We start from the raw sequence: 12,661 nt of genomic DNA, 5'->3' as shown, positions 1-12,661 counted from the left end.
TTCGGGGATGGGCGAGCAGCAGCAACGGGTGCGTTGGGGGATTTTGGCGACCGGGGGGATCGCGGCCTCGTTCGCGGGTGATCTCGTCGATCTGCCGGATGCCGAGGTCGTTGCCGTGGCCTCGCGGTCGCAGGGCTCGGCGGACGCCTTCGCCGAGCGGTTCGGGATCGGGCGGGCGTACGGCGACTGGGCCTCGCTCGCGGCGGACGCGGACGTCGATGTGGTCTACGTCGCCACCCCGCACTCGGCGCATCGGGAGGCCGCCGGTCTGTGTCTGGAGGCCGGGCGGAACGTGCTGTGCGAGAAGGCGTTCACGCTGAACTCGCGCGAGGCGGAGGAGCTGGTCGCCCTCGCCAAGGACCGCGGGAGCTTCCTGATGGAGGCGATGTGGATGTACTGCAATCCGCTGGTCCGCAAGCTCAAGGCGCTCGTCGACGACGGGGCGATCGGCGAGGTGCGCACCGTGCAGGCGGACTTCGGGCTGGCCGGGCCCTTCCCGCCCTCGCACCGGCTGCGCGACCCCGCCCAGGGCGGCGGCGCCCTGCTCGATCTCGGCGTCTACCCGGTGTCGTTCGCCCAGCTGCTGCTCGGGGAGCCCTCGGACGTCGCCGCGAGAGCAGTGCTCTCGGATGAGGGCGTCGATCTCCAGACGGGAGCACTGCTCTCCTGGGAGAGCGGCGCTCTCGCTTCGGTGCACTGCTCCATCGTCGGCGGTACGGCGACGGGGGCCTCGGTCACCGGCTCGCTCGGCCGTATCGACATCCCGCACGGCTTCTTCTTCCCGGACCACTTCGTCCTGCACCGGGACGGCCGCGACCCCGAGACGTTCACCGCCGACCCGGCCGACGGCCCCCGCAGCACCATGCGCCACGAGGCCGCCGAGGTGATGCGCGCCCTGCGGGCCGGTGAGACCGAGTCCCCGCTGGTCCCGCTGGACGGCACGCTCGCCGTGATGCGGACGCTCGACGCGATACGGGACCGCGTCGGCGTCCGGTACCCGGGCGAGACGGGCGAGCCGGAGCCCGCACTCACGCGGGCCTGAGCCTCAGAAGGCCCGGCCCCCTCACGCGGGCTTGAGCCCCGGCTCCCCCGCCTCCGTGACGAAGGACGCGGCCGTCGTGACCGGCGCCCCCGGCGTGGTCACGTACGGCACCGTCTTGAAGTCCGCCCGCGCCAGCTCCTCGCCGAGCGCGACGGTCACATAGCCGCGCCGTCCGTTGTAGAACCGCAGGTGCGGGTTGGCGGTCATGTAGGTGTCCCAGTTCGCGGGCTTGTCGGCGCCGTCCCGGCCGCTGGAGATCGAGGTCGCCACGATCTCGGTGCCCCGGGTCCGGGACGCCGGGTCGTCGAAGTCGTCCTTGATGTCGAAGGCGTACCCGACGTGCACATCGCCGGTGAGCACCATCAGGTTCGCGACGCCCGCCGCCTCGGCGCCGTCCAGGATCCGGCGGCGGGAGGCGCGGTAGCCGTCCCAGGCGTCCATCGAGACCCGGGACGGCTCGGTCAGGTCGAACTTCCGCTGCGAGAAGACGACCTGCTGCGGGACGACGTTCCACAGCGCCCGCGAGTCCTGCCAGCCGTCCAGCAGCCACCGCTCCTGGGTCTCGCCGGTCATGGTGCGCGCCGGGTCGTCGACCTCGGGCCCTGGGACCTTGGCGCCGTCGCCCTGGGCCTGGTTGGAGCGGTACTGCCGGGTGTCTAGCACGTCGAACTGGGCGAGCCGGCCCCAGTGCAGCCGCCGGTAGAGCTGCATGTCCGGGCCCTCGGGGAGCTGGGGGCGGCGCAGCGGCTGGTGCTCCCAGTAGGCGCGGTAGGCGGAGGCGCGGCGCAGCAGGAACTCCTCCGGGGGCACGCTGTTCTCGGGGATGTCGTCGGCGTAGTTGTTCTCGGTCTCGTGGTCGTCCCAGGTGACGACGAAGGGGTGCGCGGCGTGCGCGGCGCGCAGATCGGGGTCGCTCTTGTAGAGGGCGTACCGCAGCCGGTAGTCCTCCAGGGTCAGCGTCTCCCGGTTGAACAGGGCGGGCAGGGTGCGGTCGGTGTAGTTGCGGGAGCCGCCGGCCGCGCTGACGGCGTACTCGTAGAGGTAGTCGCCGAGGTGCAGGACGACGTCGACGTCGTCGGCGGCGAGATGGGCGTACGGGGTGAAGTAGCCGTCGTGGTACGCCTGGCAGGAGACGGCGGCCAGTTTGAGCCCCAAGACGCGGTCGCCGGGGGCGGGGGCGGTGCGGGTGCGGCCGGTCTCGGAGATCCAGGAGCCCACCCGGAAGCGGTAGTAGAAGACGCGGTCGGTGTCGAGCCGGCCGACCTCGACGTGGACCGTGTGCTGGAACTCGGGGTGTGCGGTGGCGGTGCCGCGTCTGACGGTGCGGCGGAAGTTCTCGTCGCGGGCCAGCTCCCAGTGCACGGTGACGCGCTCGGCGGGCAGTCCGCCGTCGGGCTGGAAAGGGGCGGGGGCCAGCCGGGTCCACAGCAGGACCGAGCCGGGCTGGGGGTCGCCGGAGGCGACGCCGAGGGTGAACGGGTCGTCGGTGATCCGCGCGGCGTCCAGCTCCGCGGCGCCCGCGACCCCGGCCGTGGGCAGGTTCACCGCGAAGGCGAGCGCGGCGGCCGCGCCGGTGACCGTGAGGAAGCGGCGGCGGCCCAAGTGGCGGGCCGCCGCGCGCAGTTCGGCAGTGTGTCGGGACGGGTGTGTGTCGAGTGTCATCCGGTCCTCCCCTGACGAAATGAATGCATCAGGCATTGGAGTGCCCGGGGACGACTCTCGATTGGCGCGTACACAACACCCAGATGGCGGATGGATGAGTTCCGAATGGCGGACCCTCCCGTACGCTGCGGGCCCATGAATGCGAAGGAAACTGGCAAGCCGTCCATCGCCGTGGTGACTGGGGCGGGCTCCGGCATCGGACGCGCCGTCACCGTGGAACTGTTGCGCGCGGGCTGGTCGGTGGCGCTGGCAGGCCGCCGCCTTGAGACCCTGGAGGAGACGGCGGCCCTGATGCCCGAGGGCGCCTCCCTGGCCGTACGCGCGGATGTCTCGCGGCCCGAGGACGTGGCCGCGCTGTTCGCCGCGGCGGTGGACCGGTTCGGGCGCATCGACCTGCTGTTCAACAACGCGGGGACGTTCGGTCCGGGCGGGGTTCCGGTGGAGGAGCTGCCGTACGAGGCCTGGCGGCATGTGGTGGACACCAACCTCAACGGGGCGTTCCTGTGCGCGCAGGCGGCGTTCCGGCAGATGAAGGAGCAGGATCCGCGGGGCGGGCGGATCATCAACAACGGGTCGATCTCCGCCCACGCGCCCCGTCCGCACTCCGTCGCCTACACGGCGACCAAGCACGCGCTGACCGGCCTGACCAAGTCGCTGTCGCTGGACGGGCGGCCGTACGACATCGCGGTGGGGCAGATCGACATCGGCAACGCGGCCACCGAGATGACGGCCCGGATGCAGACCGGCGCGCTCCAGGCCAACGGCGAGGTGGCGCCCGAGCCCGTGATGGACGCGGCCGATGTCGCGCGCACGGTCCGGCACATGGCGGAGCTGCCGTTGGCGGCGAATGTGCAGTTCGCGACGGTGCTGGCGACGGCGATGCCGTACGTGGGCCGCGGCTGAGCATTTCCGAGGAGCCCGGTCTTCATAACTTGCACAACCGGAATTTGACCGTCCGCTCCATTGCGGCCGGTCGGCGGCTTATGCTCAACTCTCCTCCACAAGAGCTTCACAGTTGGAGAGAAGAGCTTCCGCTGACCAAACCGAGGGGGGAGACGGCAGCCGTTCACGGCGCGGGTTGGGGGTGGACCTCGCGTGGGACCGCGGGGTACGCACCGCGCCGTGGACGGCTGCCGTACCACTCGGAACTCTCAGCTCGCACACATCCCTTCTCAGGTCGTACATATCGATTGCTCACGGCCGTACAACGTTTCGTCCCTACCTTGAGGCGGCGCCCACAGCGGGCGCCGAGAACCTTCGAGGAACGGGATGTTTGGCATCTATCTCAAGCGCGAGCTGAGCCGGCGCAAGAAGGCGGCTCTGGTGGTCGCACTGGGTCTGGCGCTCGGAATCGCCCTCGTCATCACCGTCAACTCGGTGTCGGCGGGCATGCAGCAGGCGCAGGACAAGGTCCTTCAGTCGCTCTACGGCCTGGGCACCGACATGACGGTCACCAAGGCCCGCTCGGCGCCCACCGACAACGCCTCGGGCGGCCCGAGGTTCGAGTTCGACGCCGGCTCCGACGACGACGAGGAGCAGAGCTCGGACCGGGTGATGACCCAGGGCGGTGAGGCCCTCAAGGCCTCCCTGGTGGAGAAGGTCGCCGCACAGAGCGGCGTCGCGAACGCGGTCGGCGCCCTCACCCTGAACGTCACCAAGGTCGACGGCACCTTCACCCAGGGCCAGGCCCAGTCGCAGAGTCAGGGTCAGGGAGGTCCCGGCGGTGGCGACACCGGCACCGGGCAGCCCCAGGTCCAGGGCGGCGGCGCCGCCTTCGACGTCAACTCCTACTCGGTCGCCGGCGTCGACGTCACCGACCAGGACCTCGGCCCGCTGGCCGGCTCGACGATCACCTCCGGCAAGACCTTCACGGCCGCGCAGACCAACGCGAAGGTGGCGGTGCTCAGCAAGTCCTACGCCAAGGAGAACGAGTACAAGGTCGGCGAGACCTTCAAGATCTCCGGCACCAAGTACACGGTCATCGGCCTCGCGACGCCGGAGAGCAGCGAGGCCACCACCGACGTCTATCTGCCGCTGAAGCAGGCCCAGACGCTGGGCGACGCCAAGAACAAGGTCACCACGATCTACGTCAAGGCCACCGACTCCCAGCGGATCGACACCGTGAAGTCGGCGATCCAGAAGAACATCTCGGGTACGACGGTGACGACCTCCGCCGACCTCGCGGACACGGTGTCCGGCTCGCTGTCGACCGCCTCCAACCTCGCCACCAGCGTCGGCAAGTGGCTGTCGGTCGCGGTGCTCGCCGCCGCCTTCCTGGTGGCCGCGCTGCTGACCTCCTCGGCGGTCTCACGCCGGGTGCGGGAGTTCGGCACGCTGAAGGCGCTCGGCTGGCCGAGCCGCCGGGTGACCCGGCAGGTGGTCGGCGAGTCGATGGTCAACGGACTGCTCGGCGGCGGCCTCGGAATCGCGCTGGGCCTCGCGGCGGCGTACGCGGTCACGGCGATCAGTCCGAAGCTGACGGCGCAGCTCGGCTCAAGCGGCGGTGGCGGCATGGGCGGCGGTCCCGGCGGGGGCGGCATGGGTGGCGGCCCTGGCGGTCAGTCCGCCCAGAACACCATGGAGATCGCCCTGTCCGCGCCGGTCTCGGTGACCACCATCGCCCTCGCGGTCGGCCTCGCGGTCGCCGGCGGTCTCATCGCCGGCGCCATGGGCGGCTGGCGCGCCTCCCGAATGCGCCCGGCGGACGCCCTGCGCAGCGTCTCCTGAACCTGCTACCAACCTTTCGGAGAACCCCCATGTACCAGCTCACCGGCGTCACCAAGCGCTACACGCGCGGCAAGGAGACGGTGGAGGCGCTGCGCGGCGTCGACCTCACCATCGCCGACGGCGACCAGCTCGTCATCCAAGGACCCACCGGCGGCGGCAAGTCGACGCTTCTTCAGATGATCGGCGGCCTGGACCGCCCGTCCGAGGGCAGCGTGGAACTCGACGGCGTGGACCTCGCGACCGTCAGCGAGGCCCGGCTGACCCGGGTGCGCGCCGAGAAGATCGGCATCATCTTCCAGGCGTTCAACCTGATCCCCACGCTGACCGCGCAGGAGAACGTCGAGACCGCCCTCGTCCCGCTCGGCGTCAAGCCCGCCGAGCGGCGCGAGCGGGCGGCCGAGGCGCTGCGCTCGGTCGGCCTCGGCGAACGCCTGACCCACGTCCCCTCGGAGCTGTCCGGCGGCCAGCAGCAGCGCGTCGCCATCGCCCGCGCGCTGGTCAAGCGGCCGAAGGTGCTGCTCGCCGACGAGCCCACCGGCAACCTCGACGAGAGCACCCGGGACGACATCATGGCCCTGCTGGAGGGGCTGTGGCGCGAGCACGGGCTGACCTTCGTCATGGTCACCCACGACTCCTCGATCGCCCGCCGCGCCCCGCGCCTGGCCACCATCAGGTCGGGCCGGATCACGCTGACGGAACAGCGAGTGGCGTACTGACCGGCGTACGGCCTGGTGCTACGCCTGGCCGGTCTCGAAGCGGCGGATCCGGCCGTTGTCGTCGACGTCGAAGCGCCAGCGGGTGCGCATCTCGCCCCAGGTGTCGTTGCGGTAGCGGGCGAGGAGGGCGTGGCCGCCGTCGGACTCCTTGTCGACCTCCATATGACCGTTGGAGGAGAAGATCTCCCGGTCGATCCAGTCATCGAGGTCGCGGTCGGTGCCGTCGTCGGCCATGGTCGCGTCCGGGGTGAGCAGGGCCATGAAGGCGTCCCGGTCGTGCTGGTTGACGGCGGTCACGAAGTCCCGGACGACCGGGTCGCTGAGGTTCTTCGGTTGGATCGTCATGCCCGTCAGACTCACACCGCTCCCGCCGCCCCGCCACCCGAACGGCGGCCCGGACAGGCCCGCCGGGCGCGGGCGGTGGGACGGTGGACCCACCGGAGGGGACCGATCCTGCTGTCTGTCACGGGAGACATCGTGAGCGCATACGACCGACGTGATCTGGGCCTGCTGCTGCTCCGGCTGGGTGCCGGCGGGGTGCTCGCCGCGCACGGCGCACAGAAACTGCTGGGCTGGTTCGGCGGAGGAGGTATCGAGGGCACCGGGCAGTTCATGGAGTCCGTCGGCTACCGGCCCGGCCGGACCAACGCGACCATGGCCGGGCTCGCCGAGGCGGGCGGCGGCACGCTGCTGGCGCTGGGCCTCGCGACCCCGGCGGCGGGCGCGGCGGCGGCCGGTGCCATGGCGGGCGCGGCCGCGGTGCACACCCCGAACGGCTTCTTCAACGCCGGTGGTGGCTACGAGTACGCGGCGACCCTGGGCCTGGCGGCGACCGGGCTCGCGATCAGCGGACCGGGGCGGCTCTCCCTGGACCACGCGCTCGGCCATGTCTTCGACCGCGGCTGGATGGTGCCGGCGGCCCTCGCGGCGACGGCGGCGGGCACGGCGGTGATCGTGGGCATGCGCACCAAGCGGCTGCGCGAGGAGCGGGAGGGCGAGCAGGTGGCCTTGTTCGAGGAGGAGTTCTCCCAGTAGGGAGCGCGGTCAGGGACGCTGTCGGGGGCGTTGTCAGTGGGGCATGGCAGGCTCTGCGTATGACTTCGCGTACGACGGAACAGGCCACCCCCACCGACCCCGCCGACGACCTCTGGGCCGGCATCGAGGACTTGTGGGCCTGGGTGGACGCGAACCGTCCGCTCGACGGCCGCGAGGGCATGCTCCTGCGCATGCTGAAGCTGTCCGAGGAGGTCGGCGAGGTCGCCGAGGCGGTGATCGGGGCGACCGGCCAGAACCCGCGCAAGGGCGTCACCCACACCTGGGACGACGTCCAGGCCGAGCTCTGCGATGTCGTGATCACGGCCCTGGTCGCCCTGCGGACGCTGACGCCGGACACGCGGCAGGTGTTCAGCGACCATCTGGCCCGGGTGCGGGAGCGGTCCCGGGGACCGCACTCCCCCAAGAGCTAGGCGGCCCGGTCCAGGATGTCCCGTACCCGGTGCAGCCCGCCGCGGTCGACGGCGTACCAGACCCATGTCCCGCGCCGCTCCCGGGTGAGCAGCCCCGCCTCGGTCATGACCTTCAGATGGTGGCTGACGGTCGGCTGCCGCAGCCCCAGACAGTCGGTGAGGTCGGCGACGCACGCCTCGCCGGCGGGGGCGCGCTCGATGAGCCGGAGCAGCTGAAGCCGGGTCGGGTCGGCGATGGCCTTGAGCACGGCGGCGAGGCGCTCGGCCTCGTCACGGTCGATCAGCAGGCGGGCCAAGGACGACGTAGCCCCTTCCGGTTGGCCGGCCGCGGTCTCCGTTTCCCCAGAAGAGACGTTCATTCACCCACCATAGGGCGGTTCCGCCGATGCTCCGGAACCCGACCGCCGCACCCACCAGTAGTTCACCCACGGTTCACCTTCACCCCGGCGCGGTCGCTTGCGGCGGCGTCCTCCCGCCCGCACTCGAGCCGGTATCCCATGCCCCGGATCGCGTCGATGGTGCACCGGCTGCCCGCCTCGTCCCGCAGTTTGTTGCGAACCCGGCGCACATGCACCGTCAGCGTGTTGCTGTCGAGCTTGTCCACGCCCCAGAGCGCCTTGGTCAACTCCCTTCGGCTGACGACCTTGTTGGGCCGCTCCATCAGATAGCGCAGCAGCAGGAACTCGCGCACCGGCAGGGTGAGGGAGCGCCCGCGGACGTACACATGAAAGCCCTCGGCATCGAGCTCGATGTCCCCGACGACCAGCATCCGCGGCGCGTCGCCCGCGGTCCGGTCGCCCCGGTCGCCCCGGTCGCCCCTGAGCAACGGCAGTATCTCCTCGGCCCGGTAGGGGCGGGCGACGAAGGCCACGGCGCCCGCCGAGAGCGCGGCGGTGGCCTCCGCGGCGCCCTCCGCCCCGGCGCCGACGATGACCGGCACCGGGTGCAGCCGGGCGATCAGTTCGGTGACCGCGGCGGCGCCGACCAGCGGCAGCGGGGCGGCGAGCAGCACCGCGCGCGGGCGGCGGGCGCCGACTTGGAGCAGGGCCTCGGCGCCGTCGTGGCAGACCAGGGTGCGCACGCCCGCGGCGAGGAAACGGGCGGCGACGTCCCGGGCCAGGTCGGGGTCGGGGTCGGCGAGCAACAGGTCCGGGGGCGCGAGTTGTGGGTCGGGGGGTCCGTGTGCCTCGGACGGTCCGTGTGCCTCGTGGGGTGTCACCCGTCGTACTCCTTCACGTGGACGCGCAAAGGGGCGCGGAGCGGAGGGACCTCGGACGGGACACCGGCTCAGCCGAAGCGGCCGGTGATGTAGTCCTCGGTGCGCTGGTCGGCGGGGTTCTCGAAGATCTTCACGGTGGTGTCGTACTCGACGAGCCGCCCGTGCCGTACGCCCTTGTCGTCGACGTCGGCCGTGAAGAAGGCGGTGTAGTCGGAGATGCGGGCGGCCTGCTGCATGTTGTGGGTGACGATCACGATGGTGAAGTCGGCCGCGAGTTCCGCCATCAGGTCCTCGATGCGGGCGGTGGCGATCGGGTCGAGCGCGGAGCAGGGCTCGTCCATGAGGATCACCTCGGGCCGGACCGCGATGGCCCGCGCGATGCACAGCCGTTGCTGCTGTCCGCCGGACAGGGCGAGGGCGCTGGACTTGAGCTTGTCCTTGACCTCGTCCCAGAGGGCGGCCCCGGTGAGGGCCTCCTCGACGAGGTCGTCCATGGTGCCCTTCATGCCGTTGACGCGCGGCCCGTAGGCGATGTTGTCGTAGATCGACTTGGGGAAGGGGTTCGGCTTCTGGAACACCATGCCGATCCGGCGCCGCACCTCGATGGGGTCGACGTCGGGGTCGTAGAGGTTCTCCCCGTGGTAGGCGACCTTGCCGGTGACCCGGGCGCCGGGGATCAGGTCGTTCATGCGGTTGAAGCAGCGGATGACGGTGGACTTGCCGCAGCCGGAGGGGCCGATCATCGCGGTGATCTGGCGGCGTCCGATGAGCATGGTGACATCGCGTACGGCCTGGTGGTCGCCGTACCAGACGTCCAGGTCGGAGATGTGGAACACCGGGTCGTTCAGGGAGGGTTCGGGCCGGTTGCGGCGGCGGTCGCCGATGGTGAGGGAGAGGGCGTGTTCCTCTCCCCCGGTGCTCTGGGCGGGGATGGCATCGTCAGTCATGGAAATCACCAGCAGTCATGGGTATCACCAGCGCTTGCTGAAGCGGTTGCGCAGCCAGATCGCGGCCGCGTTCATGAGCAGGAGGATGGCCAGGAGGATGACGATCCCGGCCGCGGCGAGGTGGTGGAACTCCTCGCGGGACTGGCTGATCCAGCCGAAGATCTGGATGGGCAGCACGGTGTACGCGCTCTCCAGGCCCTCCGGGTTGAACGCCACGTAGGTCACCGCGCCGAGCAGCAGCAGCGGCGCGGCCTCGCCGATCGCCCGGGACAGGGCGAGGATCGAGCCGGTCGCGATGCCGGGTACGGCGGCGGGCAGCACCTGGCGCCAGATGGTCTGCCACTGGGTGGCGCCGAGAGCGAGCGAGGCCTGCCGGATGGACTGCGGCACGGCTCTGATGGCCTCGCGCGAGGCGATGATGACGACGGGCAGGACGAGCAGGGAGAGGGTGAGCGAGGCCGTCAACACGGTGGTGCCGAGGTCGAGTTCACGGGCGAGGAGCCCAAGTCCCAGTATCCCGTAGATGATCGAGGGCACGGCGGCCAGGTTCTGGATGTTCAGCTCGATCATGCGGTTGTACCAGCGGTTCTGGTCGGCGTACTCCTCCAGGTAGATCGCCGCCATGATGCCGGTGGGCAGGCAGAACAGAGCGGTGAAGGCGATCACCCAGATCGTGCCGAAGATCGCGGACTGGGCGCCGGCGTTCTCGGGCCGGCGGATGGAGGGGAAGTTCTCCCACAGCCGCGAGTCGAGCCGAGGCCAGGCCTCCACCAGCACATAGGTGATGAGAACACCGAGGAAAATGATCCCGACCGCGAGGCAGCACAGCAGAAGCAGCCGGAAGGCGGTCTCCCCCGGCCGGAAGCGGGGCCCGGCGAGCTTGCGCGGCGCCGGGTGGGCGGGCGGTTCGGTGACCCGGACACCGGTCCCGGTGCTCATTCGTACACCTCCCGGTATTTGCGCACGAGCCGGATGCTGATCACGTTCATCACGAAGGTGATGACGAACAGCAGGGCGCCGACGGCGAAGATGGTCTTGTACTCGAAGGACTGCACGGGCACGTCACCGGAACCGGCCTGGGCGATGAACCCGGTCATGGTCTGCATCGCCTCCAGCGGGTTCCAAGTGAGGTTGGCAGTAAGCCCGGAGGCGATGGCGACGATCATCGTCTCGCCGATGGCCCGCGAGATCCCGAGCACGCACGCAGCGACGATGCCGCTCAGCGCGGCGGGCACCACGACCCGCACGGACACGACCCGCTTGCCGGAGCCGAGCGCGTAGGCCCCGTCCCGCAGCGAGTCCGGTACGGCGGCCATGGCGTCCTCGGAGAGCGAGGCGATGGTCGGGATGATCATGACGCCCATGACGAGCCCCGCGGAGAGGGCGTTCTGGAAGTCGGGCCCGGTGCCACCGGGCCACCACTCGCGCAGCCGGGGCGTGACGAAGCTGAGCGCGAAGAACCCGTAGACGACGGTCGGGACCCCGGCAAGAACTTCGAGCGCGGGCTTGAGAGTGGCCCGCACCCGCCGATCGGCGTACTCACTCAGATAGATGGCGGCCCCGAGCCCCACCGGCACGGCGACCGCGAGGGCGATGACGGTGATGAGCATGGTGGCGCCGAGAAGCGGCAGCACACCGTACTCAGGGGTACTGAACAGCGCGGTCCACTCGGTCCCCCCGAGGAATTCAGCAAAGCTGACTTGCTCGAAGAAGTCGACGGTAGGCGGAATGAGCGAGACAACGATGCCCACGGTCGTAGCGACGGAGACGAGCGCCGCCACGAACAACAGCCCCTGGATGACCCGTTCGCCATAACGCGGCTTGGCCCGCCGCAGGGACCGGGTCCCGGTCCCTGCGGGGGCCTTGAGCGTCGGCGAGGTCACCCCGCCGCTGCCTTCAGCTTGTCGAGGTCGGCCTTGAGCTCGGTCTCCTGCTCGGCGTTGAGCGGGATGAACTGCGCGTCCTCGGCGATGGCCTTGTGGTCCTCGACGTAGTACTCGACGAACCCGAGCACCTCTTTGCGCTCAAGGGCCTTGGCGGAGGGGTAGATGAAGAGGGGCCGGGCGAGAGGCGTGTAGGACCCGTCCTGAGCACTCTCGACACTGGGCGAGACGCACCCTTCCCCACCGTCGATCTCAAGGGCCTTGAGCTTGTCGGCGTTCTCCTCGAAGTAGGAGAACCCGAAGTACCCGAGCCCACCCTTGGACCCGGCGACACCCTGCACAATGACGTTGTCGTCCTCACTGGGACTGTAATCAGTCCTGGAGGCCCCTTCCTCACCATTGATCTCATCGGTGAAGTAGTCGAAGGTGCCGGAGTCGGTGCCGGGCCCGAACAGCTTCAGTTCCTCGTCCGGGAACTTCGGGTCGACCTGGTTCCAGTTGCTGACCTTGGAGTCGGGCTCCCAGATCTGCTTCAGCTGCTCGGTAGTCAGGCAGTCGACCCAGTCGTTCTCCTTGGGCACGACGACGGTCAGGGCGTCGTTGGCGACCTGGAACTCCTCGTAGATGACGCCCTTTTCCTTACAGGCCGCGATCTCCTCGTCCTTGATCGGGCGGGAGGCGTCGGAGATGTCGGTCTCACCGTTGCAGAACTTCTCGAACCCACCGCCGGTACCCGAAGTACCCACGGTGACCTGGACCTTGGACTGCTCCTCGGCGAACAGCTCGGCGGCGGCGGTGGTCAGCGGAGCGACGGTACTCGACCCGTCGACCTTCACCGACCCCGACAGCTCACTGCCGCCGGCCCCACCGCCGTCTCCATCCCCGTCGTCATCCCCACCGCACGCGCTCACCGCCAGCATCACAGCCGCCATCAGAGCCAAGGGCGCCTTGGCCCGGCGCAACAAATGAATGTCCACGTGACTCTCGATCCTCGTGTCC

At 70.2% G+C, this 12,661-nt stretch carries 14 protein-coding genes; 6 read left to right on the top strand and 8 right to left on the bottom strand.

Annotated features, from left to right (window positions below; genetic code table 11):
* Positions 1-7 precede the first annotated feature (7 nt).
* Positions 8-1,042, top strand: a complete 1,035-nt coding sequence (locus tag BN159_RS30430; protein WP_015660858.1) for a Gfo/Idh/MocA family protein — start codon at positions 8-10, stop codon at positions 1,040-1,042.
* 21 nt (positions 1,043-1,063) lie between these two features.
* On the opposite strand, the gene BN159_RS30425 is transcribed toward BN159_RS30430, so the two are convergent.
* Entirely contained in the window at positions 1,064-2,704 is a 1,641-nt protein-coding gene (locus tag BN159_RS30425) for an alkaline phosphatase D family protein (protein ID WP_015660857.1), read from the bottom strand.
* Between the two features lie 135 nt (positions 2,705-2,839).
* On the opposite strand from BN159_RS30425, the gene BN159_RS30420 reads away from it, so the two are divergent.
* The 3 genes from BN159_RS30420 to BN159_RS30410 all read left to right on the top strand — a co-directional run bounded on the left by BN159_RS30420 (position 2,840) and on the right by BN159_RS30410 (position 6,147).
* Positions 2,840-3,607, top strand: coding sequence for an SDR family oxidoreductase (locus BN159_RS30420; protein ID WP_041822025.1), 768 nt, complete (start codon positions 2,840-2,842; stop codon positions 3,605-3,607).
* A gap of 366 nt (positions 3,608-3,973) precedes the next feature.
* Complete coding sequence (locus BN159_RS30415) at positions 3,974-5,431, top strand: ABC transporter permease (RefSeq protein ID WP_015660855.1); 1,458 nt, start codon at positions 3,974-3,976, stop codon at positions 5,429-5,431.
* Positions 5,432-5,460: 29 nt separating this feature from the next.
* Positions 5,461-6,147 (top strand): ABC transporter ATP-binding protein, encoded by a 687-nt coding sequence (locus BN159_RS30410; protein WP_015660854.1) that lies wholly within the window; start codon positions 5,461-5,463, stop codon positions 6,145-6,147.
* Positions 6,148-6,165: 18 nt separating this feature from the next.
* Here BN159_RS30410 and BN159_RS30405 read toward each other — a convergent pair whose 3' ends face one another.
* Complete coding sequence (locus BN159_RS30405; protein ID WP_015660853.1) at positions 6,166-6,492, bottom strand: nuclear transport factor 2-like protein; 327 nt, start codon at positions 6,490-6,492, stop codon at positions 6,166-6,168.
* A gap of 132 nt (positions 6,493-6,624) precedes the next feature.
* On the opposite strand from BN159_RS30405, the gene BN159_RS30400 reads away from it, so the two are divergent.
* Both BN159_RS30400 and BN159_RS30395 read left to right on the top strand, forming a co-directional pair.
* The gene (locus tag BN159_RS30400) at positions 6,625-7,182 is read left to right on the top strand and encodes a DoxX family protein (RefSeq protein ID WP_015660852.1); all 558 of its coding nucleotides are present in this window, start codon (positions 6,625-6,627) and stop codon (positions 7,180-7,182) included.
* A gap of 59 nt (positions 7,183-7,241) precedes the next feature.
* The gene (locus BN159_RS30395; protein WP_015660851.1) at positions 7,242-7,613 is read left to right on the top strand and encodes a MazG-like family protein; all 372 of its coding nucleotides are present in this window, start codon (positions 7,242-7,244) and stop codon (positions 7,611-7,613) included.
* Here the strand turns inward: BN159_RS30395 and BN159_RS30390 are convergent.
* The 6 genes from BN159_RS30390 to BN159_RS30365 all read right to left on the bottom strand — a co-directional run bounded on the left by BN159_RS30390 (position 7,610) and on the right by BN159_RS30365 (position 12,639).
* Positions 7,610-7,972, bottom strand: a complete 363-nt coding sequence (locus BN159_RS30390; RefSeq protein ID WP_015660850.1) for an ArsR/SmtB family transcription factor — start codon at positions 7,970-7,972, stop codon at positions 7,610-7,612. The two genes, BN159_RS30395 and BN159_RS30390, sit on opposite strands and share 4 nt — an antisense overlap.
* A 62-nt stretch (positions 7,973-8,034) precedes the next feature.
* Positions 8,035-8,832 carry a response regulator transcription factor gene (locus tag BN159_RS30385; RefSeq protein ID WP_015660849.1) on the bottom strand — a complete coding sequence of 266 codons (798 nt, stop codon included), beginning with the start codon at positions 8,830-8,832 and terminating at the stop codon, positions 8,035-8,037.
* Positions 8,833-8,900: 68 nt separating this feature from the next.
* A complete protein-coding gene (gene pstB / locus BN159_RS30380) occupies positions 8,901-9,779 on the bottom strand; it encodes a phosphate ABC transporter ATP-binding protein PstB (protein ID WP_015660848.1) in 879 nt (292 codons plus the stop codon).
* Positions 9,780-9,803: 24 nt separating this feature from the next.
* Positions 9,804-10,718 carry a phosphate ABC transporter permease PstA gene (gene pstA / locus BN159_RS30375; protein WP_015660847.1) on the bottom strand — a complete coding sequence of 305 codons (915 nt, stop codon included), beginning with the start codon at positions 10,716-10,718 and terminating at the stop codon, positions 9,804-9,806.
* Positions 10,715-11,662, bottom strand: coding sequence for a phosphate ABC transporter permease subunit PstC (pstC, locus tag BN159_RS30370; protein WP_015660846.1), 948 nt, complete (start codon positions 11,660-11,662; stop codon positions 10,715-10,717). Before pstC ends, pstA begins: the two co-directional genes overlap by 4 nt.
* Positions 11,659-12,639 carry a PstS family phosphate ABC transporter substrate-binding protein gene (locus BN159_RS30365; protein WP_041820028.1) on the bottom strand — a complete coding sequence of 327 codons (981 nt, stop codon included), beginning with the start codon at positions 12,637-12,639 and terminating at the stop codon, positions 11,659-11,661. Before BN159_RS30365 ends, pstC begins: the two co-directional genes overlap by 4 nt.
* Between the last annotated feature and the right edge of the window lie 22 nt (positions 12,640-12,661).

This window comes from Streptomyces davaonensis JCM 4913, assembly GCF_000349325.1.
Classification (GTDB): domain Bacteria; phylum Actinomycetota; class Actinomycetes; order Streptomycetales; family Streptomycetaceae; genus Streptomyces; species Streptomyces davaonensis.
This window is presented reverse-complemented; position numbering and strand designations above follow the sequence as displayed.

Excerpts from the sequence above, each read along its gene's own strand:
- BN159_RS30425 (WP_015660857.1), bottom strand. The coding sequence starts at position 2,704 with ATGACACTCGACACACACCCGTCCCGACACACTGCCGAACTGCGCGCG.
- BN159_RS30410 (WP_015660854.1), top strand. The coding sequence starts at position 5,461 with ATGTACCAGCTCACCGGCGTCACCAAGCGCTACACGCGCGGCAAGGAG.
- BN159_RS30405 (WP_015660853.1), bottom strand. The coding sequence starts at position 6,492 with ATGACGATCCAACCGAAGAACCTCAGCGACCCGGTCGTCCGGGACTTC.
- pstB (WP_015660848.1), bottom strand. The coding sequence starts at position 9,779 with ATGACTGACGATGCCATCCCCGCCCAGAGCACCGGGGGAGAGGAACAC.
- pstA (WP_015660847.1), bottom strand. The coding sequence starts at position 10,718 with ATGAGCACCGGGACCGGTGTCCGGGTCACCGAACCGCCCGCCCACCCG.
- BN159_RS30420 (WP_041822025.1), top strand. The coding sequence starts at position 2,840 with ATGAATGCGAAGGAAACTGGCAAGCCGTCCATCGCCGTGGTGACTGGG.
- BN159_RS30390 (WP_015660850.1), bottom strand. The coding sequence starts at position 7,972 with ATGAACGTCTCTTCTGGGGAAACGGAGACCGCGGCCGGCCAACCGGAA.
- BN159_RS30430 (WP_015660858.1), top strand. The coding sequence starts at position 8 with ATGGGCGAGCAGCAGCAACGGGTGCGTTGGGGGATTTTGGCGACCGGG.
- BN159_RS30395 (WP_015660851.1), top strand. The coding sequence starts at position 7,242 with ATGACTTCGCGTACGACGGAACAGGCCACCCCCACCGACCCCGCCGAC.
- BN159_RS30415 (WP_015660855.1), top strand. The coding sequence starts at position 3,974 with ATGTTTGGCATCTATCTCAAGCGCGAGCTGAGCCGGCGCAAGAAGGCG.